Genomic DNA, 20237 nt, shown 5'->3' on the forward strand with positions numbered 1-20237 from the left:
GCCCCGCCGCGTTCTGTTACACGTTGTTTACACGGCGGCGCCTTTTGTCGCTCTCGCGACCTCTAGGCTAAATGTAACCGGTTGCACAACCGATTACATCCCCGCCCCAGAATCCGGTGGGTTCCTTTCGAATCAACCGGAGGTACGACAGTGAGAAACCGTACTGCCGCGCTCCTGCTTCTGCCGGGGCTCGTCCTTCTCGTGGTCGGCTTCCTCGTGCCGTCGCTGATCATGCTGTTCTCCCCTCCCGGGATCGAACCGGCACAGATCTTCGTGCGCTTCGGCGAGATGCTCACCGACCCCTACGACCTGCGCATCATCGGCCGCACGGTGGGCATCGGCCTCATCGTCACCGTGATCTGCGTCTCCCTCGGTTTCCCGATCGCCTACCTCCTCGCCCGCTCGACCTCGCGCTGGTCGGGAGTGCTGCTCGCACTCGCCATCTTCCCGCTGCTGCTCAGCAACGTCGTGCGCACCTTCGGCTGGCTCGTCGTGCTCGGCTCGAACGGCGCCATCGGCCAGGCGCTCCTCGCACTCGGCCTCGTCGACAAGGCGCCCCAGCTGCTCTACACCGAGCTGGCGATCGTGCTCGGCCTCACCCAGCTGTTCCTGCCGCTCGCGATCATCTCGTGCTACTCCGCCGTCGCCCAGGTCGATGCGGGTCTGGATGACGCGGCCAGGGGCCTCGGCGCCAGCCGCACGCGCACGTTCTGGAGCATCGTCATCCCGCTCTCCCTGCCGGGAATCGTCGTCGCCGCCACGCTGGTCTTCGCCGGCTCGGTCACGGCGTACACGACCCCGTACCTGCTCGGAGGGTCCAGCCAGCGGATGCTCTCGACCCAACTGTTCTCCTACTCGAGCGTCACGATCGACTGGGCGTCGGCATCCGCCACCGCCCTCATCATGACGATCCTCGTCTTCCTTGTCTCGGGGCTCTCCTCGCTCGTCGGCCGGAGAGGGGCCATCTCATGAAGGTCCGCCGCCCGGTAGCGAGCGCCCTCGCGGTCGCCGGCTACATCGTGATGATCGTGCCGATCCTGTTCGTCGTCGCCACCGCCTTCACCGGCGGGGAGACGCTGCGCTTCCCACCGGAGGGCGTGTCGCTGCGCTGGTTCGAGGCCGCGCTCTCGTATGAGCCGTTCATCGGCGCGCTGGTCTCCAGCCTGCAGCTGGCGGTGCTCGCGACGGTCCTCGCGCTGCTCGTCGGCGTGCCGGTGACGCTCGCCATCCATCGTGGCCACATTCCCGGCAAGGGCCTGGTCGAGGGGCTGTTCCTGTCGCCGCTGATCGTTCCCGAGCTCGTCGTCGGCCTCGCCCTCTACCAGCAGCTCATGATCGGGCTGCGGCTCGACAACTTCGAGACCCTGCTCATCGGCCACACCGTGCTGATGCTCCCCTACGCCGTGCGCGTCACCGGGGCATCCCTCGCCCTCGCCGACCCCGCTCTCGAGGAGGCGGCCCGCGGGCTCGGCGCCTCGCCGCTGCGCGCCTTCTTCACCGTCACCCTCCCCCTGCTGCGCCCCGGCATCTTCTCGGCCGCCCTCCTCAGCTTCGTCACCTCGTTCAACAACGTGCCGCTGTCGCTCCTGCTGCAGAGCAGGGACTTCCGCACGCTCCCCGTCACGATGCTGGACTACGTGCAGCAGAGCTACGACCCCATGGTCGCGGCGATGGCCACGCTGATCCTCGCGGCCACCATCGTCGTCGCCGTCATCGCCGAACGAACAGTCGGCTTCGCCAAGATCTTCGGAGGAATCAACCGATGAGCATTGCAGCAGAATTCTCGGGAGTCAGCCAGGTGTTCGGCGACTTCACCGCCGTCGACTCGATCGACCTGGCCATCACCGAGGGGAAGCTCACCACGCTGCTCGGCCCGAGCGGCTGCGGCAAGACCACGAGCCTCCGTATGCTCGCGGGCTACTCGGCGCCCAGCTCGGGCACGATCACCATCGCGGGCGTCGACAGCACCCGCACGCCCCCGGAGAAGCGCGGCCTCGGCATGGTCTTCCAGTCGTACGCCCTCTTTCCGCACATGAGCGTCGCCGAGAACGTCGGCTACGGCCTCAAACTGCGTCGTGTGCCCGCGGCCGAACGCCAGAAGACCGTGATGGAGACCCTCGACCTCGTCGGGCTCGCCCACCTCGCGGGCAGCAAGCCGAAGAAGCTCTCCGGCGGCCAGCAGCAGCGCGTCGCGCTCGCCCGCGCCATCGCGATCAAGCCGAAGCTGCTGCTGCTCGACGAGCCCCTGTCCAACCTCGACGCCCGGCTGCGCGTGCAGATGCGCGCCGAGATCCGCCGCATCCAGTCGGAGACCGGCCTGACCGTCGTGCTCGTCACCCACGACCAGGACGAGGCCCTCGAGATGAGCGACGACATGGTGCTCATGCGCGCCGGCCGCATCATGCAGCAGGGTTCGCCGCAGGACGTGTTCCGGGGCCCCGCCAACCGCTTCGTCGCCGACTTCCTCGGCTACGAGAACTTCGTCACCACCGCCGACGGTCGGGCCATCGCCATCCGCCCCGAGCACCTCGAGGTCTCGGCGGCGACGCCCGCGGGCAGCGCCGACGGCCTGCGCCTCGCGGGGACGATCACGGATGTCGCCTTCCGCGGCGTCGATCTGCTCGTCACCGTCGACGCGGTGGACGACTCCGGTGCATCCGTCCGCCTCCTCTCCGACGTGCGCAGCACCGGCGTCGACACGCTCGCCGTCGGCGACACGGTCACCGTCGGAGCGGCACCCGGCCGCCTCGTCGCCCTGGCCGACTAGTCCCCCACACCACACACCGGTCCTCACGGCCTACAGAAAAGGAAACCGTTCCATGCACAGCACTGCACGCAAGCGCTCCATCGCCCTCGCCGCGGGCTTCGCCGCCACCGCGCTCGTCCTCGCCGGCTGCTCGTCGGCGGCAGACGAGTCGGGCGACTCCGATTCGAAGAGCATCGTCGTGAGCACCTTCCCGTTCGGCGTCGAGGAGTTCCAGGAGGCGATCTTCGATCCCTTCACCGAGGCCACCGGCATCGAGGTCGTCGTCGAGACCGGCTCGAACGCCGACCGCCTCTCGAAGCTGCAGCTCGCCGACGGCGACCCCCGCATCGACGTCATGCTCATCTCGGACTACTACGCCGCCCTCGGCCAGGAGGACGACCTCTTCCAGGACTTCGACGCCACCGACGTGCCGAACCTCGAGAACATCGCCGACTTCGCGGTCGAGGACGCCTACGCGGGACCGGCCTACAGCTACCAGCTCAACGGGACGCTCTACAACACCGACGAGGTGACCGCCGCCGAGGCATCCGACTGGGAGCTCTACGCCAACCCCGACTACGCGGGCCGCCTCGCCCTGCCCGACATCGCCGTGACCGCCGGCCAGCTCGCGCTCTCCGGCGTCGGCGAGGCCTACGGCGACGGCCCGTACGACATCGACACGGCGCTGTCGACGATGGCCGAGTGGGCTCCGGGAATCCTGCAGTTCTACAGCTCGTCGACCGAGGTCACCAACCTGCTCACGCAGGGCGAGATCGTCGCGGCCGACTCGCTCAGCGGATTCGCCACGACCCTCGTCGCCTCCGGCGAGCCCGTCGCCTGGACCGCGCCCGACGAGGGCCGTTACATGGCCACCAATCGCGCGATGATCCCGACCGGTGCCGAGAACGTCGAGGGTGCGTACGAGTTCATCGACTACCTGCTCTCGGCCGAGGCGCAGACCGCGTCCGCCGCGATCGTCGGCGACCTGCCGGTGAATCTCGAGGCGACCGTGCCGTCGAGCATCGTCGACGTCGTCGGAGACATCGCCACCGACCCGATCGCCGCCGGCTACGCCACCCTCGACCCGACCGAGCTCGTCTCGACCCGCGCCGAGTGGGTCGACCGATTCGCCCGCGAGGTCACCGCAAACTAATCCGGCCGGCGCCCGTTCCCCGTTCGGGCGGGGAACGGGCGCACTCCTCCACACGACGCTTCACGACGCTTCACGAGAACTGACCCACCATGAACAGCACAGCACAGCTGCCCGGCGATTACCTCGACCGGATGCCGAAGACCGACCTGCACTGCCACCTCATCGGCACCGTGCGGGCGTCGACGTTCGCCGAGCTGGCCCGACGCGAGAAGCTCGCCTTGCCCGCCGAGCCCGAGCGCATCTTCGCCGACATCAACTCGCTCCCGCCCGACCCCGAGCTCTACCGCAACACGCGAGTGCCGGTGCCGCAGGGACGCAGCGCCGGCGAGCCGGAGGTGTCGTACTCGCTGTTCCAGGCCTCCCGCTGGGTCACCGAGGTGCTCCGCGACGCCGACGACCTCACCCGCATCGTGTACGAGGCGTTTCAGGATGCCTCGGACTCGAGCTCGACGCGACACCTCGAGTTGTTCTTCGACGAGGTTCCCCCGCACCTCGCGGGGCTCGGCTACCGCGGATCGGTCGAGGCCTACGCCGAGGGCATCCGCATGGCGGAGCGCGACTTCGGCATGACCGGCCGCATGATCCAGGGCATCGACCGCAGCAAGAGCGGCGAGCACGCCCTGGAGGTGGTGCGCCAGGTCGTCGACAACCCGCACGAGTACGTGGCCGGCATCGGCCTCGACAACCTCGAGACCGCCGGCCCGCCAGAACGATTCGCCGAGGCCTACCGGCTCGCCGGCGACGCGGGCCTCGGCCGCACCGCGCACTCGTCGGAGCACTCCCCCACCGCCGTCAACACCATCACCTGCCTCGACCTGCTCGGCTGCGACCGGATCGACCACGGCTACTACGTGCTCGAGGACGACGCCGTCGTCGAGCGCATGCGCGAGCAGCAGGTCGCGTTCACCGTCGTGTCGACCACGTCGCGGCGCTCGTGGCGGCCGTGGCGGCGCGCATCGATCGCCGCCATGCTCGAGGCGGGCCTCAACGTGATCCCCGCCTCGGACGACCCCGGCATGTTTCCGACGACGCTCGCCGACGAGTACCGCATCGTCTCCGAGCAGATCGGCGCGACCGCAGACCAGGTGCGCGCCATGTCGCTCGCCGGGGTCGCCGCTTCGTGGCTGCCCGCCGCCGAGAAGGCCGCCCTCGCGGCATCCTTCACCGCCGAGTTCGCCGCCCTCGACCGCGAGTTCGGCATCCCCGGGTAGCAGCGCCCGCCACGCCCGCCACCGCCAGAATCGGAAATTCAGGAGTTAGCACCCCGGCCACGCGACCGGCCCGCGCGTTTCTGCGGGAGCCGGCCAGCGGCATCCGCCTAACTCCTGAATTTCCGTTCATGCCCGCTCCCGACGACCGACGCGCCGCCTCCGCCGCCCGGCAGCGCGCGCGTAGTACCGGAGTAGGACCGGGCGCGGGCAAGATCCGTCCACCGCCGGATACTGACGAATCCACGTTTCTCTAAGCTGGAACCATGATTCAGGCAGAAGGACTCACCAAGCGATACGGCGACAAGACCGCCGTCAACGACATCAGCTTCACCGTCAAGCCGGGCATGGTCACCGGCTTCCTCGGCCCGAACGGCGCCGGCAAGTCGACCACCATGCGCATGATCGTCGGCCTCGACCGCCCGAGCGAGGGAAGCGTCACCGTCAACGGCAAGCCGTACGCGGCGCACCACGCCCCGCTCCGCGAGGTCGGCGCGCTGCTCGACGCGAAGGCGATCCACACCGGCCGCAGCGCCTACAACCACCTGCTCGCGATGGGCGCGACCCACGGCATCGGCAAGGCCCGCGTCAACGAGGTCATCGGCCTCACCGGCCTCGAGTCGGTCGCGGGCAAGCGCGTCGGCGGCTTCTCGCTCGGCATGGGCCAGCGGCTGGGAATCGCCGCGGCACTGCTCGGCGACCCGGCCACGCTGATCCTCGACGAACCGGTCAACGGCCTCGACCCCGAGGGCGTCATGTGGGTGCGCCAGCTGGCCCGCCACCTCGCCAGCGAGGGCCGCACCATCTTCCTGTCCAGCCACCTGATGAGCGAGATGGCCCTCACCGCCGACCACCTCATCGTGCTGGGACGCGGAAGGATCATTGCGGATGCGCCCGTCGCCGACATCCTCGCGACCTCCACGCGCACGGCAGTGAAGCTGCGCAGCCCCCGCGCCGACCAGCTCGCCCAGCTGCTGCAGGGCGCCGACGTCACCATCACCACCACCGAGCACGACGCGCTCACCATCACCGGGCTCACCGCGCCGGTCATCGGCGAGGCCGCGGCCCAGGCCGGGATCGCGCTGCACGAACTCACCCCCGTCGGCGCCTCGCTCGAGGAGGCCTACATGGAGCTCACCCAGGACGACGTCGAGTACCACGCGGGCACCACCCCCACGATTACGGAAGAGGCCGCACGATGAGCGCCACCACCATCACCACCCGCCCGGACGCTCGACTGTCGGCCCCGGGAATCGTCCGCTCCGAGTGGATCAAGCTGCGCAGCGTGCGCTCGACCGTCTGGTCGTACGCGATCGTCGTCGCCGCCTCCATCGGCATCGCCGCGCTGCTCGCCTCGACCTTCGGCTTCGGCGAGCAGATCCCGCCCGCGGAGCTCCACAACGGCATCATCGTGCAGGCGGCCACCTTCGGCCTCTACATCGGGCAGCTGGTCGTCGCCGTCCTCGGCGTGCTCGTCATCAGCGGCGAGTACTCCACCGGCATGATCCGCTCCACTCTGACCGCTGTTCCGACACGCCTCCCGGCCCTCGCGGCCAAGGCCGTCGTGCTGTTCGTCTCGACGTTCGTGGTCGGACTCGTCAGCGTGTTCGGCGCCCTGCTCCTCGCCCTCCCGATCCTCGCCGGCTACGGCATCGAGGCGGACTTCGGCGACGGCGCCCTGCTCGGCAACCTGGTGCTCGCGGCCCTGTACCTCGGCCTCGTGTCGCTCTTCGCACTCGGCCTCGGCACGATCCTGCGCAGCAGCGCCGGCGGGATCGCCGCGACCCTCGGCGTGATCCTGCTGCTGCCGACGATCATCTCGGCGGTTATCGGCATCACCCAGGCGCAGTGGGCCATGGACATCTCGCCGTACATGTTCGCCACCGCGGGAACCGGAATCTTCAGCCCGGGCGGCCCGCTCAGCCAGGGCGAGAACCTGCTCGTGGTGCTCGCCTGGGTCGCAGTGAGCCTCGTCGGCGGCGCGCTGCTGCTCAAGCGTCGGGACGCGTAGAGTCCACAGCATGACAGTCAGGCCCTCCTCCCTCGACCGGAACGACGTTCCGGTCGAGGGAGATCTGCGTCTGCCGAAGCCGCCGGGAATGATCCGGCAGTTCTGGTACCGCCACCCGCGGTGGACAGACGCGCTCATCGCCGCCAGCTACGGCGTGCCGACGACCCTGCTGCACATCGGCCCCCTCTTCGGCGAGGAGTTCAGTCCGGGCGAGATAGTGCCGTTCGGCTTCGCGCTCGACGTGTTCGGCGCTCTCCTGCTGCTGTTCCGCCGCGGCCGGCCGTGGACGGTGCTCGTCGTGTCCTGGGTGCTCGTGCTGCTGTCGGCCGTGGCGTGGAGCGCCGTCGACGTCGGCCTTCTCGCCTACGCCCTCTACGCTCTCGCCGTCTACGGTTCGGTGCGCGCGGTCTGGATCGGCTTCGCCGGCTCCGTGGCGGTCGTCGTGGTGGCGGGCACCTACGTCAGCGCCGTCACGGTCGACGACTACGGCCAGACCGTGGCCGGCAACTTCGCCGCCGCCGTCTTCCTCGTCATCGTGGTGCTCGTCGCCATCAACATCGGCAACCGACGGCGCTATGTCGTCGCGCTCCTCGACCGGGCCGCGCAGCTGGCCCGCGAACGCGACCAGCAGGCCCGACTCGCCGCGGCAGACGAGCGCGCCCGCATCGCACGCGAGATGCACGACATCGTCTCGCACGGGCTCACGGTCATGGTGACCCTCGCCGAGGGATCCGCCGCGACGACCACCGCAAACCCCGAGCGGGCCGCCGAGGCGATGCGCCACGTGGCCGAGACCGGCAGGCAGGCGCTCACCGATATGCGACGGATGCTCGGACTGCTCGACGACGGGCTGCCGGGCGAGCTCGTGCCGCAGCCGCGCATCGCCGACCTCGCGGAGCTCGTCGAGCGTTTCCGCTCGGCCGGGCTCGCGGTGAGCTTCAGCCAGTCGGGCACCCCGCCCGACGACCCCGCCGAGCAGCTCACCGTCTACCGTCTGGTGCAGGAGTCGCTCACCAACGTGCTGCGCCACTCGGCGATACCGGCGGTCGCCACCGTCTCGGTGCACTACACGCCGACCGAGGTCACCGTGGCTGTCACCAACGACGGGCCCGTCGTCGCCGTGCCCACACCAGGCAGCGGCCGCGGCACGGTGGGCATGCGCGAACGCGTCGCCCTGTACGGCGGAACCATCGAGTCGGGCCCACGCCCCGGCGGCGGTTGGTCGGTCGTCGCCACACTCGAACACGACACCCCCCGATGATCGAAACGGATCGAACGCACATGATGGATGCCCCCACAGAACCGACCGCCGACATCCGCCTGTTGATCGTCGACGACCAGGCCCTCGTGCGTATGGGATTCCGTATGCTGCTGGAGGCCGAACCGGGCATCCGCGTGGTCGGCGAGGCCGCGTCGGGCTCCGACGCGCTGCGCATCGCCACCGAGCTGCGCCCGGACGTGGTGCTGATGGACGTACGCATGCCCGGCCTCGACGGCATCGCGACCACGAAAGCGCTGCTCGAGCGCTCGCCGAACTCCCGCGTGATCATCCTCACGACTTTCGACCTCGACGAGTACGCGTTCGGCGGGCTCCGCGCCGGCGCGAGCGGATTCCTCGTCAAAGACACCCGGCCCGAAGACCTGCTGGCCGCGGTGCGCGCCGTGGCGGGAGGCGAGGCCGCGATCTCCGGCCGGGTGACCAGGCGCATGCTCGAGCTGTTCGGCGACAGGCTTCCCGCGGCGGATGCCCCGGCCGACGACACCCTCGCGAGCCTCACGCCGCGCGAGCTCGAGATCCTCACCGCGATCGGCGAGGGTCTGTCGAACGGCGAGATCGCCGAGCGTTTCGTGGTGGCGGAGTCGACGGTCAAGACCCACGTCGGCCGGGTGCTGCAGAAGCTCGAGCTGCGCGACCGGGTGCACGCGGTGATCTTCGCCTACGAGCGTCGGCTCGTCGGCTGAGCCCGGCCGGGCGCCGTTCCGGGCGGGCGCCGTTCCGGGCGGGCGCCGGTGCCGGTCAGGGGCGCGCGAATAGACTGGGAGCAATATGGTTCTGACTGAGACAACCCCCGATCCCGCGCCGGTGCCCGGCATCGACTGGGCCGGCACGTGGACGAATATCTCCTCCTTCTACGAGGCGACCCCGCCCGTTCAGGTGGTCGTGATCATCGTCGTGGCCTTCGTGCTGCGCCTCGTGCTGCAGCTCGTGATCAACCGGCTCGTCGACCGGGTCGTGCTCGGAGTGAAGAAGAAGCAGAAGGTCGACGACACGCAGGCCCTCTTCGCATCGCCCCTCGCCGCCGTGCGCGTCGTGCAGCGCACCCGGACCCTCGGCAGCGTCCTCAACAACGTGGTCACCGCGGTCATCGTCACGATGGCGCTTCTGCTCATCGTCGTCGCGCTCTTCCCCGGCATCATCGGCGCGTTCTCCCTCATCACCGCGGCGGTCGGCGCGGGCCTCGGCTTCGGCGCCCAGAACATCGTGAAAGACGTGCTCAGCGGTCTGTTCATGGTGGCAGAGGACCAGCTCGGCGTCGGCGACGTCGTCGACCTCGGGCCGGCGACCGGCGTGGTCGAAGACGTCGGCATCCGCATCACCAAGGTGCGCGACGTCAACGGCACCCTCTGGTTCGTGCGCAACGGCGAGATCCTGCGAGTGGGCAACATGTCGCAGGGCTGGGCGCGGGTCATCATCGACCTCGCGGTGCCGTACGACGCCGACGTCGACGCCGTGCAGGCGAAGATGCTCGAGACGGGCAACGAGCTAGCGACCGACCCGAAGTGGCGCACCCGCATGCTCGAGAAGCCCGAGATCTGGGGCATCGAGTCCGTCGCCGCCGAGGCGATCGTCGTGCGGCTCGTCGTGAAGACGCGGTCGGCCGCGAAGGACGACGTGGCGCGCGAGCTGCGCAGCCGGCTCAAGCGCGCCCTCGACGAGATGGACGTGAAGATGCCCGCCCTCAACTCGATCACGCTGAGCGGCTTCGAGGGGGCGACGAGCGTGAAGGGCGCGCGGCCCCCGCGCACGAAGCCGGTCTCGGTGCAGCCGGCAGACGCCAAGCCGGTCGCCGCCAAGCCGAAGACCCCGCGCCCGAAGCGCGACACGACCACGACCACCGGCCCGGAGGACCCTCGCGGGTTCACCCCCGACAAGCCGACGACGCGAGGACCGAAGAATGAGTGAGCCGAATCCCGTCACGCTGCGCCTGAGCAAGTCGGGCGAGTCGGTGCAGGGCAATTTCTGGGAGCAGGTCGGCGGCAGGCCGACCTTCGAGCGCCTCGTGCGCCGCTTCTACGAGGGCGTCGCGACCGACCCCGTGCTGCTGCCGATGTACCCGGAGGCCGACCTCGAGGGCGCCATCCAGCGCCTCACCGGTTTTCTCGAGCAGTACTGGGGCGGGCCCGGAACGTATTCCGAGGAGCGCGGGCACCCGCGGCTTCGCCAACGCCACATGCCCTTCAAGGTCAACCCGGACGCACGCGACCGCTGGCTGCTGCACATGCGCGAGGCGGTCGACTCGCTCGAGCTCTCCCCGTTGCACGACGCGACGCTGTGGGCGTACCTCGAGCGCGCGGCGCACGCGATGGTGAACACGTTCGAGGAGTGACCCGCGGTCCCTGAGCCTGTCGAAGGCCGGTCCCTGAGCCTGCCGAAGGCCGGTCCCTGAGCCTGCCGAAGGGCGCTTCGACAGGCTCAGAGACCGCGTACGTCACGCGGCAGCGAGGCCCTCGGCCAGCGGCGTCGTCGGGCGGCCGATGAGGCGGGCGAGGTCGCCGCTCGTCTCGGCGAGCAGCCCGTCGCGGATGTTGCCGTCGAGCGCAACGACGAATCCGACGGTGCCCTCGTCGAGGCCGAACGATGCGAGCAGCGCCGCGTGCTCCTCGGGAGTCAGGCGCGAGTACTCGACGTCGCGTCCCACGATGCCCGCGATGGCGGCCGCCAGCTCGTCGAAGTTCCAGGCGACGTCGCCCGAGAGCTCGTAGACCTGGCCGTCGTGGTCGTCGCCGACCAGCACGACGGCCGCGGCATCCGCGTAGTCCTTGCGGCTGGCGCTCGCGACGCGACCCTCGCCGACGCTCGCGACGATGGACCCGCTCTCACGGGCCTTCTCGATCTCACCCGCGTAGTTCTCGGTGTACCAGCCGTTGCGCAGGATCGTGAAGGGCACACCGGATGCGACCAGGGTCTCCTCCGTGGCCTTGTGCTCGGGGGCCAGCACGAGCGCCGAGGTCGTCGCCTTCGGGGCGCTCGTGTAGACGATGCGGGCGACGCCGGCGTCCTTGGCCGCGGCGATGACCGTGGCATGCTGGGCGGCGCGCTGGCCGACCTCGCTGCCGGAGACGAGCAGGAGGGTGTCGCCGGGCGCGACCGCGGCGGCGACCGTCTCGGGCTTCGAGTAGTCGAGCACGGCGGTGCGCACGCCGAGGACATCGAGCGACGCGAGCTTGTCGACGCTGCGGCCGGTTGCGACGATGTCGGACGGCGCGGTGCCGCGGGCGAGGAGGGAGTCGACGACGAGGCGTCCGAGTTGCCCGGTGGCGGCGGTGATGACGAGAGACATGGTGTCCTTTCGGTTGGTGTACCGGTGCCAACCGGCCGACGGGCCGGTTACTTCCCGTACGCGGGTACCCACTTTTAGGTAAGCTACCCACATGAAGGTAAGCAACGACTCCCCGCTCACCGTAAAAGGGTTCACCGGCCGCGGTTTCACCGACGGCGTGCTGCCGGCGAACTGCCCCACCCGCACGGTGCTCGACCACGTGACGAGCAAGTGGGGCGTGCTCGTGCTCATCGCCCTCTCGCAGCAGCAGCTGCGCTGGGGCGAGCTGCGGCGCACGATCGAGGGCATCAGCGAGAAGATGCTCGCGTCGACACTGCGCACCCTCGAGGCAGACGGCCTCGTGCTGCGCGAGGCGCAGGCGATGATCCCGCCGCGAGTCGACTACAGCCTGACCCCGCGCGGTCGCCAGCTCGCCGACAGAATGCTCCCGCTCATGGACTGGATCGCCGACAACGCCGACGACATCGTTGCGGGAAGATAGCGGGATGACGATTCACCCGCCGCTGCCCCACGTCGTCGTTCTCGCCACGGGCGGCACGATCGCCGGATCCGCCGCCTCCGCGACCGACTCCACCGGCTACCGGGCGGGAACCGGCGCCGTCGACGACCTCTTCGCCGCCGTGCCGCAGGCGCGCGAGCTCGCCCGGCTCACCGGCGAGCAGTTCGCGAGCATGGACTCCTCCGACCTCACCGACGAGATCCTCCTGGCGCTCGCCCGGCGCGTGGCCGAGTTGCTGGCGTCGGACGACGTCGACGGCGTGGTCGTGACCCACGGCACCGACACCATCGAGGAGTCGGCCTACTTCCTGCACCTCGTGCTCGACTCGGCGAAGCCCGTCGTGCTCACGGGGGCGATGCGCCCGGCGACCGCACTCAGCGCCGACGGGCCGATGAATTTCTACGGGGCCGTCGCCGTGGCATCCGCCCCGCTCTCCGCCGGCCGGGGCGTGCTCGTCGTGATGAACGACGACATCCACTCCGCGCGCGACGTAACCAAGACCTCGAGCCTGCGGGTGGGGTCGTTCGAGTCGCCGTACGGACCGCTCGGCACGGTCATCGACGGGCAGCCGCGGTTCTACCGAGCCGTGTCCCGCCCGCACACCAGCGCGACGGAGTTCTCTCTGGCGAGCATCCGCTCCCTGCCCAGTTCGGGGATCCTGTTCGCCCACTCGGGAGTCGACGACTCGGTCGCCGCGGCGCTCGACGCGACGCGCTTCGACGTTATCGTGCACGCCGGTTTCGGCAACGGAACCGTCTCGAGCCGCATCGTCGAGCCTCTCGAGGCGGCCCGCCGCGCCGGTGCAGTCGTCGTGCGCGCGACCCGCACCGGAAGCGGTCACGTCACCCACCAGGGTGCGAGCGGCGAGCTGGTCAACGGCTGGATCTCGGTCGACGACCAGAACCCGCAGCGGGCCCGCATCCTGGCCTGTCTCGCCCTCTCGGTGACGAGCGACCAGGACGAGATCCAGCGCATCTTCGACACGTACTAGGTCGGCGCGACGGGCGGGCGGGCACAGCTGGCCACGTGTGGTCACCGAGCAGCACGCCACATAGCCCGCAGTGGCCACCCAGCCTGCAAATGCGGGTGCTCGGCCGCGAACCAGACCACAGCTCGCCGACCAGACGGCGAAAGTGCAGTTGTGCGCCGCTCTGGGCGCGAACCTGGGGCATAAGTGCACTCTCGGTGCACCAGGCGGGTCGGGGGGTCAGCGCGCCTCGAGGTCGCGCACCACACGCCGTGCGTGCCGCACGATCGGGGCGTCGACCATGCGTCCGTCGAGGGTGAAGACGCCGCGGTTGCCCTCCGCCGCCTCGAGCACCCGCCGCGCCCACTGCACCTCGGCCTCGCTGGGCGCGTAACAGCGGCGGATCGTCTCGACCTGCGAAGGATGGATGCACGCGGTCGCCGCGAAACCCACGGCTGCGGCATCCGTCGCCTCGGCTTCGAGCCCCGCGAGGTCGGCTATGTCGACGTGTACCGCGTCGATGACGCTCTTTCCGGCGGCGGCCGCGGCGACCAGCACGGTCGAGCGCGCGTGCCGGGCGACGTCGCGGTAGGCGCCGTCCTCCGACCGGCTCGACGTGCCGCCGAGCGACGCGACGAGGTCTTCCGCGCCCCACATGAGCGCCACGACGTGTGCCTCGGCCGCGATCTCCGCCGCGCGCATCACCCCGGCCGCGGTCTCGACGAGGGCGACGAGCGAGTAGCGCTCGAGTCCGGACACCTGCTCCGCGCTCTCCACCTTGGCGACCATCACCGTGCGGTAGCGGGTGTGCGCGAGGGCGACGATGTCGTCGGCGAAGTAGGGCGAGCCCCACGAGTTCACGCGCACGATGGTGCGCTCGGGGTCGAGCGGGTGCGACAGCAGCGCGTCGCGAGCGGCCGACTTGCGCTCGGGAGCGACCGCGTCTTCCAGGTCGACGATCACCGCGTCGGCACGCTCCGCGGCCTTCTCGAAACGGTCGGGACGGTCGGCCGGACAGAACAGCAGCGCCGGCCCCATCGCGAACGCGGCGGTCACGAGCGGGCTTCCGGCTGGGATCCGAGACACCAGACCAGCACCGAGCGCGTTGCGGTCGCCACCACGACGTCGTCCTGGTTGCGCGCCGTGTGCTCGAGGGTCACGACCCCCTGCCCTGGTCGCGACCGCGAGAGCCGGGCGCCGCGCACCGTCGACTCGGCGTACAGGGTGTCGCCCACGAACACCGGCTTGGGGAAGGCGACCTCGGTGAAGCCGAGGTTGGCGACGATGGTGCCCTGGGTGAGCTGAGCGACGGATGCCCCGACGAGGGTGGAGAGGGTGAACATCGAGTTCACGACACGCTGGCCGAACGGCTGGGTCGCGGCCCATGCCGCGTCGAGGTGCAGCGCCTGCGTGTTCATCGTGAGCGTGGTGAAGAGCACGTTGTCTGCCTCGGTGACGGTGCGGCCCGGACGGTGCAGGTAGCGCACCCCCTCTTCGAACTCCTCGAAGTAGAGCCCGCGCTGCTCGATCTCCCTCATGCCGCGAACCCCAGCTCCCTCGCGATGATCATGAGCTGCACCTCGGTCGTGCCCTCGCCGATCTCGAGGATCTTCGAGTCGCGGTAGTGCCGCGCGACCGGGTTCTCGTTCATAAAGCCGTAGCCGCCGAAGATCTGGGTGGCGTCGCGGGCGTTGTCCATCGCGGCCTCGCTGCCGATGAGCTTGGCCATGCTGGCCTCCATCTTGAACGGCTGGCCGGCGTCGAGCTTGCGGGCGGCGTCGTACCAGGCCAGCCTGGCGGCGTGCACGCGCGCCTGCATGCGGGCGATCGTGAAGGCGATGTGCTGGTTCTGCCCGATGGCCCGCCCGAAGACGTTGCGGCTTCCCGCATAGCGGATGGCCTCTTCGAGGCAGCCCTGCGCGGCCCCGGTGCACAGAGCGGCGAAGGCCACACGTCCCTCGTCGAGGGTCTGGATGAAATTGGCGAATCCCCGTCCGCGCTCCCCCAGCAGGTTCGCCTCGGGCACCCGCACGTCGCGCAGGGTCAGCGGGTGGGTGTCGGACGTGTGCCAGCCGACCTTGTCGTAGGCGGGCTCGACGGTGAAGCCGGGGGTGCCGCTCGGCACCAGGATCGCCGTCAGCTCCTTCTTGATCGAGCCGTCGGCGCGCACCGACTCCCCCGTCACCGCGGTGATCGTCACGAGCCTGGTGATGCGCGACCCGGAGTTGGTGATGAACTGCTTCGTCCCGTTGATGACCCACTCGCCGCCCTCGAGGCGGGCGGTGGTCTTGGTTCCGGCTGCGTCGGACCCGGCGTCGGCCTCGGTCAGGCCGAAGCCGGCGAGGGCGGAGCCGCTGGCCAGCATCGGCAGCCACTGCCGCTTCTGCTCCTCGGTTCCGCTGCGGAACACCGGCATCGCCCCGAGCCCGACGCCGGCCTCGAGCGTGACGGCGATGGACTGGTCGGCGCGGGCGAGCTGTTCGACCGCGAGGCAGAGCGAGAAGTAGTCCTTGCCGCGTCCGCCGTACTCGACCGGGAACGGCAGGCCGAACAGGCCCATCTCCCCCATCGCGGCGATGATGTCGTAGGGCAGCTCGCGCTTGGTGTCGTATTCGTAGGCCGCGGGGGCGACGACGGTGTCGGCGAAGTCGCGCACCTCGTCGCGCAGTCTGGCCTGCTCGTCGGTGAGCCCGAATTCGGTGGTGCTGGGGGTGCTGAGTGCGACATTCATGGCGTTGCTCCTTCGTCGACCGTCGCTTGTGGCGACGGTGTGATGGTGGCGACGACCTGGTCGAGTGAGACCACGTCGCCGACCGAAACGGTGAGTGTGACTGTGCCCGCGGTGGCGGCGAGCAGACGGTGCTCCATCTTCATGGCCTCCACCGTCACGAGCAGCTGGCCGACCTCTACGACGTCGCCGCTCGCCGCCCCGACATCGACGACGGTGCCCGGCATGGGCACCCGCGTCTCGGGGCTCGCGGCTCCCGGCGCCCGGGTCGCGGCGGCGATGCCGGCGCGCACGATCTCGCGACGGTCGACCTCGCGCACGCAGCACGAGAAGCTCCCCTCGGCGAGCCACACGCCGCGGGAGTCGTGCTCGACCCGCCAAGTGCGCGACAGGCCGTCGAGCTCGACAACGGCCGACCGGTCGTCGCCGGCGGCTAGTGCCGCCTCCACCGTCTGCCCGTCGATCGCGACGGTGACGCGATCCGGCATTCCGTCGACGGCCACCGTGGTGACGACGCCGCCGACCTCGAGGTGGTACTCGGTGGCGCGGTGGACGCCGAGCCGGAAGCCCGTCGGGGCGCTCCATGGCGATGCGGATGCCGCGACCCACCGCCGCGCGTGCAGCCAGAGCGCCGCGACCGCGAGCTCGGTCGCCCCGGGCCGCCGTGACTCGCGGCGGGAGTGATGCCCGTCACCGCCGCCCTCCCCCAGGAACCGCTCGATCAGGCCCGTGTCGATGTCGCCGGAGCGCACGCCGTCGTCGGCGAGAAGGTCGTGCAGGAAGTCGAGGTTGGTCGCGACGCCGAGCACGGTCGTGGCGGCGAGGGCGGCCGAGAGCCGCTCGATCGCCTCGGCGCGGTCGGCCCCGTGCGCGACGATCTTGGCGAGCATCGGGTCGTAGTGCGGGCTCACGTCTAGCCCCGCCGCGACGCCGCCGTCGACCCGGACGCCCGGGCCCGTCGGCGGCTCGTAGGCGAGGAGGCGCCCCGTGCTCGGCAGGAAGCCCGCCGCCGTGTCCTCGGCGTAGACCCGAGCCTCGACCGCGTGCCCGGTGAGCACGACGTCGTCCTGTGTGATCGTGAGCGGCTCCCCGGCGGCCACGAGCACCTGCCAGCGCACGAGGTCGATGCCGGTGACGAGCTCGGTCACCGGGTGTTCCACCTGCAGCCGGGTGTTCATCTCCATAAAGAAGAACGCCTCAGGGTCGCTCGCCGACACGAGGAACTCGACGGTGCCCGCGCCCGTGTAGCCGACGCTGCGGGCGACCTCGCACGCGGCGGCGCCGATCCTCGCCCGGGTGGCCTCGTCGAGCAGGGGGCTGGGCGCCTCCTCAACCACCTTCTGGTGGCGTCGCTGCAGCGAGCACTCGCGTTCGCCGAGGTGGATCACGGCGCCGTGCGCGTCGGCGAGCACCTGCACCTCGATGTGACGGGGCCGGATGATGAGCCGTTCGAGAAAGAGCGTGTCGTCGTCGAACGCGGCCGCGGCGATGCGGCGCGCGCTCACGAGCGCGCCGGCGAGGTCGGCGGGGGCGTCGACGACGTGCATGCCCTTGCCGCCGCCGCCGGCCGACGGCTTGACGAGCAGCGGGTAGCCGATGCCTTCCGCCGCCGCGATCAGCGCCGCGTCGTCGAGGCCGGGCTCGTCGAGGCCGGGGATCACCGGAACGCCGTGCGCGGCGACGTGCCGCTTGGCGCGGATCTTGTCGCCCATCACGGTGAGCGCGACGACGCTCGGTCCGATGAACACCAGCCCCGCGGCATCCGCCGCCCTGGCCAGCTCCACGTTCTCGGAGAGGAAGCCGTATCCGGGGTGGATCGCGTCTGCCCCCGACGCGACCGCCGCCGCCACGACCGCGTCGACGCTCAGGTAGCTGTCGCGAGCCGGGGCCGGCCCGATGCGCATCGCGGCGTCGGCGAGGGCGACGTGCGGGTGGCCGCGGTCGGCGTCGCTGTAGACGGCGATCGAGCGGATGCCCATGGCCCGGAGGGTGCGGATGATGCGGCAGGCGATCTCCCCGCGGTTGGCTACGAGCACGCTCCTGATCACGGCGCTCACATCCGGAACAGGCCGAAGCCCGGTTCGCCGAGCGGTGCGCCCGCGCAGACGTCGAGGGCGAGCCCGAGCACCGTGCGGGTGTCGGCCGGATCGATGATGCCGTCGTCCCACAGGCGGGCGGTCGAGTAGTAGGGGTTGCCCTGGGTCTCGAACTGCTCGGTGATCGGGGCGCGGAAGGCGGCCTCCTCCTCGGGCGACCACTCGCCGCCCCTGGCCTCGATCTGCTCGCGTTTGACGGTCGCGAGCACCGAGGAGGCCTGCGCGCCGCCCATGACCGAGATGCGGGTGGCCGGCCACATCCAGAGGAAACGGGGCGAGTAGGCGCGGCCGCACATCGAGTAGTTGCCGGCGCCGAACGAGCCGCCGATCACGACGGTGAGCTTGGGCACGCGGGTGGTGGCGACCGCGGTGACCATCTTCGCGCCGTGCTTGGCGATGCCGCCGGCCTCGTAGTCGCGTCCCACCATGAAGCCGGAGATGTTCTGCAGGAACACCAGCGGGATGCCCCGCTGGTCGCACAGCTCGATGAAGTGGGCGCCCTTGAGCGCCGACTCCGAGAAGAGCACGCCGTTGTTGGCGACGATGCCCACCGGATGCCCGTGCAGGTGGGCGAACCCGGTGACGAGGGTCGTGCCGTACTCGGCCTTGAACTCGTGGAACTCGCTCGCGTCGACGATGCGGGAGATCACCTCGCGCACGTCGTACGGCGACTGCACGTCGACCGGCACGATGCCGTACAGCTCGTGGGGGTCGGCCGCCGGCTCGCGCGACTCGATCACGGTCCACGGCGGGGCGACCGGCTGCGGCAGGGTGGCGACGATGTCGCGCACGATCTGCAGGGCGTGTGCGTCGTTCTCGGCGAGATGGTCGACGACACCGGAGGTGCGGGCGTGCAGCTCGCCGCCGCCGAGCTGCTCGGCCGTCACGATCTCGCCGATCGCCGCCTTCACGAGCGGCGGGCCGCCGAGGAAGATGGTGCCCTGGCCACGCACGATCACCGTCTCGTCGCTCATCGCCGGAACGTAGGCGCCGCCCGCGGTGCACGAACCCATGACGGCGGCGATCTGCGGGATGCCGGCGGCAGACATGCGGGCCTGGTTGTAGAAGATGCGTCCGAAATGGTCACGGTCGGCGAAGACCTCGTCCTGCCTGGGCAGGAAGGCGCCGCCGGAGTCGACGAGGTAGATGCACGGCAGCCGGTTCTCTCGGGCGATCTCCTGCGCGCGCAGGTGCTTCTTCACCGTGAGCGGAAAGTAGGTGCCGCCCTTGACCGTGGCGTCGTTCGAGATGACCAGCACGTGGCGCCCGCCGACGAGTCCGATGCCGGCGATGACGCCCGCCGCGGGGACCTCGTCGTCGTAGAAGCCGTCGGCCGCGAGCGGCGCGATCTCGAGGAAGGGGCTGCCGGCGTCGAGCAGCGCGTCGACGCGTTCGCGCGGGAGGAGCTTGCCGCGGGCCACGTGCCGCTCGCGGGACGCCGCGGTGCCGCCGAGCGCCGCGGTGGCGAGCCGCTCACGCAGCTCGCGCACGAGCGCGCGCTGATCGGCGTCGTTGATAGCGGTCGTGCTGTCGAGTGTCTTCATTGACCTTCTGATTTCAGTTAATCTTGACTAACTGGGTTTAGGTTAGTATCCATTAACCGGATTGTCTAGAGGGAGACGCATGAGCACCGCACCGACCCCGCACCCGACGGCCCGCGAACGCGCCAAGGCCGACCGGCGCGAGGTGCTGCTGGATGCCGCGGCCCGCCTGTTCGCGGAGCGCGGGTTCGACCGGGTGTCGCTGGAGGACCTCGGTGCGGCGGCCGGCGTCAGCGGGCCGGCCGTCTACCGGCACTTCCCGGGAAAGCAGGCGGTGCTCGGTGCGCTTCTCGTGGGGGTGAGCGAGAACCTGTGCGCCGGTGGGGCGGACGTCGTCGCCCGCGTCGACGATCCGCACGAGGCGCTCGCCTCCCTCGTCGCGTTCCACGTCGACTTCGCGCTCGCGAACCCCGACGTCATCCGCGTGCAGGACCGCGACCTCGACAGTCTCGCCGACGACGCGCGTTCGCTCGTGCGCTCGCTGCAGCGCGAGTACATCGACACGTGGGTGGGCGTGCTCGCCCGCGTGCTACCCGGGGTCGAGCGCACCCAGCTGCGCATCCGGGCCCGCGCGACCTTCGGCCTCATCAACTCGACGCCGCACAGTGCACGCTCGTCGCCTCGTCCGGCCGTGCGTGCGCTGCTCGAGCGGATGGCGCGGGCGGCACTCACCACACCCGCGTGACCGGACCGGCCCCGAGCATTCCTGCGTCGTGTGTTCGGTGA

General features: G+C 70.4%; 20 protein-coding genes. 14 read left to right on the top strand and 6 right to left on the bottom strand.

What is annotated here, in order from left to right; all coding sequences use genetic code 11:
* Positions 1-150: 150 nt before the first annotated feature.
* From ABIE21_RS06570 to ABIE21_RS06620, 11 genes are all read left to right on the top strand, one after another.
* Positions 151-972, top strand: a complete 822-nt coding sequence (locus tag ABIE21_RS06570; RefSeq protein ID WP_354023971.1) for an ABC transporter permease — start codon at positions 151-153, stop codon at positions 970-972.
* A complete protein-coding gene (locus tag ABIE21_RS06575; protein ID WP_354023972.1) occupies positions 969-1766 on the top strand; it encodes an ABC transporter permease in 798 nt (265 codons plus the stop codon). Before ABIE21_RS06570 ends, ABIE21_RS06575 begins: the two co-directional genes overlap by 4 nt.
* A complete protein-coding gene (locus ABIE21_RS06580) occupies positions 1763-2767 on the top strand; it encodes an ABC transporter ATP-binding protein (RefSeq protein ID WP_354023973.1) in 1005 nt (334 codons plus the stop codon). Before ABIE21_RS06575 ends, ABIE21_RS06580 begins: the two co-directional genes overlap by 4 nt.
* A gap of 52 nt (positions 2768-2819) precedes the next feature.
* On the top strand, positions 2820-3899 hold the full coding sequence (locus ABIE21_RS06585) for an extracellular solute-binding protein (RefSeq protein WP_354023974.1): 1080 nt from the start codon (positions 2820-2822) through the stop codon (positions 3897-3899).
* An 89-nt stretch (positions 3900-3988) separates the two neighbouring features.
* The gene (locus ABIE21_RS06590; protein WP_354023975.1) at positions 3989-5110 is read left to right on the top strand and encodes an adenosine deaminase family protein; all 1122 of its coding nucleotides are present in this window, start codon (positions 3989-3991) and stop codon (positions 5108-5110) included.
* Between the two features lie 263 nt (positions 5111-5373).
* Positions 5374-6309 (top strand): ABC transporter ATP-binding protein, encoded by a 936-nt coding sequence (locus ABIE21_RS06595; RefSeq protein ID WP_354023976.1) that lies wholly within the window; start codon positions 5374-5376, stop codon positions 6307-6309.
* On the top strand, positions 6306-7118 hold the full coding sequence (locus tag ABIE21_RS06600; protein WP_354023977.1) for an ABC transporter permease subunit: 813 nt from the start codon (positions 6306-6308) through the stop codon (positions 7116-7118). The genes ABIE21_RS06595 and ABIE21_RS06600 overlap by 4 nt, the downstream gene beginning before the upstream one ends.
* A 10-nt stretch (positions 7119-7128) precedes the next feature.
* Positions 7129-8379, top strand: a complete 1251-nt coding sequence (locus ABIE21_RS06605) for a sensor histidine kinase (protein ID WP_354023978.1) — start codon at positions 7129-7131, stop codon at positions 8377-8379.
* Between the two features lie 20 nt (positions 8380-8399).
* Positions 8400-9080, top strand: coding sequence for a response regulator transcription factor (locus tag ABIE21_RS06610; protein WP_354023979.1), 681 nt, complete (start codon positions 8400-8402; stop codon positions 9078-9080).
* An 85-nt stretch (positions 9081-9165) separates the two neighbouring features.
* Positions 9166-10302, top strand: a complete 1137-nt coding sequence (locus tag ABIE21_RS06615) for a mechanosensitive ion channel family protein (protein WP_354023980.1) — start codon at positions 9166-9168, stop codon at positions 10300-10302.
* Positions 10295-10726, top strand: a complete 432-nt coding sequence (locus ABIE21_RS06620; RefSeq protein ID WP_354023981.1) for a globin — start codon at positions 10295-10297, stop codon at positions 10724-10726. The genes ABIE21_RS06615 and ABIE21_RS06620 overlap by 8 nt, the downstream gene beginning before the upstream one ends.
* Positions 10727-10828: 102 nt before the next feature.
* On the opposite strand, the gene ABIE21_RS06625 is transcribed toward ABIE21_RS06620, so the two are convergent.
* Positions 10829-11680, bottom strand: coding sequence for an SDR family oxidoreductase (locus ABIE21_RS06625; RefSeq protein ID WP_354023982.1), 852 nt, complete (start codon positions 11678-11680; stop codon positions 10829-10831).
* Positions 11681-11771: 91 nt separating this feature from the next.
* On the opposite strand from ABIE21_RS06625, the gene ABIE21_RS06630 reads away from it, so the two are divergent.
* Both ABIE21_RS06630 and ABIE21_RS06635 read left to right on the top strand, forming a co-directional pair.
* Positions 11772-12161, top strand: a complete 390-nt coding sequence (locus tag ABIE21_RS06630) for a winged helix-turn-helix transcriptional regulator (RefSeq protein WP_354023983.1) — start codon at positions 11772-11774, stop codon at positions 12159-12161.
* Positions 12162-12165: 4 nt separating this feature from the next.
* On the top strand, positions 12166-13170 hold the full coding sequence (locus ABIE21_RS06635; protein WP_354023984.1) for an asparaginase: 1005 nt from the start codon (positions 12166-12168) through the stop codon (positions 13168-13170).
* A 216-nt stretch (positions 13171-13386) separates the two neighbouring features.
* Here the strand turns inward: ABIE21_RS06635 and ABIE21_RS06640 are convergent, their stop codons facing one another.
* From ABIE21_RS06640 to ABIE21_RS06660, 5 genes are read right to left on the bottom strand one after another with little or no spacing between them, the layout of a single operon-like run.
* Positions 13387-14202 (bottom strand): HpcH/HpaI aldolase/citrate lyase family protein, encoded by an 816-nt coding sequence (locus ABIE21_RS06640; RefSeq protein WP_354023985.1) that lies wholly within the window; start codon positions 14200-14202, stop codon positions 13387-13389.
* Complete coding sequence (locus tag ABIE21_RS06645) at positions 14199-14684, bottom strand: MaoC family dehydratase (RefSeq protein WP_354023986.1); 486 nt, start codon at positions 14682-14684, stop codon at positions 14199-14201. The genes ABIE21_RS06640 and ABIE21_RS06645 overlap by 4 nt, the downstream gene beginning before the upstream one ends.
* Positions 14681-15877: an acyl-CoA dehydrogenase family protein gene (locus ABIE21_RS06650; RefSeq protein WP_354023987.1), complete on the bottom strand. Its 1197-nt coding sequence runs from the start codon at positions 15875-15877 to the stop codon at positions 14681-14683. Before ABIE21_RS06650 ends, ABIE21_RS06645 begins: the two co-directional genes overlap by 4 nt.
* Positions 15874-17931, bottom strand: a complete 2058-nt coding sequence (locus tag ABIE21_RS06655; RefSeq protein ID WP_354023988.1) for an acetyl/propionyl/methylcrotonyl-CoA carboxylase subunit alpha — start codon at positions 17929-17931, stop codon at positions 15874-15876. The genes ABIE21_RS06650 and ABIE21_RS06655 overlap by 4 nt, the downstream gene beginning before the upstream one ends.
* Positions 17928-19514: a carboxyl transferase domain-containing protein gene (locus ABIE21_RS06660; protein ID WP_354023989.1), complete on the bottom strand. Its 1587-nt coding sequence runs from the start codon at positions 19512-19514 to the stop codon at positions 17928-17930. Before ABIE21_RS06660 ends, ABIE21_RS06655 begins: the two co-directional genes overlap by 4 nt.
* Before the next feature lie 79 nt (positions 19515-19593).
* Here ABIE21_RS06660 and ABIE21_RS06665 point away from each other — a divergent pair, with 79 nt between their 5' ends.
* Positions 19594-20196 carry an SACE_7040 family transcriptional regulator gene (locus ABIE21_RS06665; protein WP_354023990.1) on the top strand — a complete coding sequence of 201 codons (603 nt, stop codon included), beginning with the start codon at positions 19594-19596 and terminating at the stop codon, positions 20194-20196.
* The last annotated feature ends 41 nt before the right edge of the window (positions 20197-20237 follow it).

This window comes from Conyzicola nivalis, from assembly GCF_040548875.1.
GTDB classification, from domain to species: domain Bacteria; phylum Actinomycetota; class Actinomycetes; order Actinomycetales; family Microbacteriaceae; genus Conyzicola; species Conyzicola nivalis_A.

Excerpts from the sequence above, each read along its gene's own strand:
- ABIE21_RS06575 (WP_354023972.1), top strand. The coding sequence starts at position 969 with ATGAAGGTCCGCCGCCCGGTAGCGAGCGCCCTCGCGGTCGCCGGCTAC.
- ABIE21_RS06580 (WP_354023973.1), top strand. The coding sequence starts at position 1,763 with ATGAGCATTGCAGCAGAATTCTCGGGAGTCAGCCAGGTGTTCGGCGAC.
- ABIE21_RS06585 (WP_354023974.1), top strand. The coding sequence starts at position 2,820 with ATGCACAGCACTGCACGCAAGCGCTCCATCGCCCTCGCCGCGGGCTTC.
- ABIE21_RS06590 (WP_354023975.1), top strand. The coding sequence starts at position 3,989 with ATGAACAGCACAGCACAGCTGCCCGGCGATTACCTCGACCGGATGCCG.
- ABIE21_RS06595 (WP_354023976.1), top strand. The coding sequence starts at position 5,374 with ATGATTCAGGCAGAAGGACTCACCAAGCGATACGGCGACAAGACCGCC.
- ABIE21_RS06600 (WP_354023977.1), top strand. The coding sequence starts at position 6,306 with ATGAGCGCCACCACCATCACCACCCGCCCGGACGCTCGACTGTCGGCC.
- ABIE21_RS06605 (WP_354023978.1), top strand. The coding sequence starts at position 7,129 with ATGACAGTCAGGCCCTCCTCCCTCGACCGGAACGACGTTCCGGTCGAG.
- ABIE21_RS06610 (WP_354023979.1), top strand. The coding sequence starts at position 8,400 with ATGATGGATGCCCCCACAGAACCGACCGCCGACATCCGCCTGTTGATC.
- ABIE21_RS06615 (WP_354023980.1), top strand. The coding sequence starts at position 9,166 with ATGGTTCTGACTGAGACAACCCCCGATCCCGCGCCGGTGCCCGGCATC.
- ABIE21_RS06620 (WP_354023981.1), top strand. The coding sequence starts at position 10,295 with ATGAGTGAGCCGAATCCCGTCACGCTGCGCCTGAGCAAGTCGGGCGAG.
- ABIE21_RS06625 (WP_354023982.1), bottom strand. The coding sequence starts at position 11,680 with ATGTCTCTCGTCATCACCGCCGCCACCGGGCAACTCGGACGCCTCGTC.
- ABIE21_RS06630 (WP_354023983.1), top strand. The coding sequence starts at position 11,772 with ATGAAGGTAAGCAACGACTCCCCGCTCACCGTAAAAGGGTTCACCGGC.
- ABIE21_RS06635 (WP_354023984.1), top strand. The coding sequence starts at position 12,166 with ATGACGATTCACCCGCCGCTGCCCCACGTCGTCGTTCTCGCCACGGGC.
- ABIE21_RS06645 (WP_354023986.1), bottom strand. The coding sequence starts at position 14,684 with ATGAGGGAGATCGAGCAGCGCGGGCTCTACTTCGAGGAGTTCGAAGAG.
- ABIE21_RS06650 (WP_354023987.1), bottom strand. The coding sequence starts at position 15,877 with ATGAATGTCGCACTCAGCACCCCCAGCACCACCGAATTCGGGCTCACC.
- ABIE21_RS06660 (WP_354023989.1), bottom strand. The coding sequence starts at position 19,514 with ATGAAGACACTCGACAGCACGACCGCTATCAACGACGCCGATCAGCGC.
- ABIE21_RS06665 (WP_354023990.1), top strand. The coding sequence starts at position 19,594 with ATGAGCACCGCACCGACCCCGCACCCGACGGCCCGCGAACGCGCCAAG.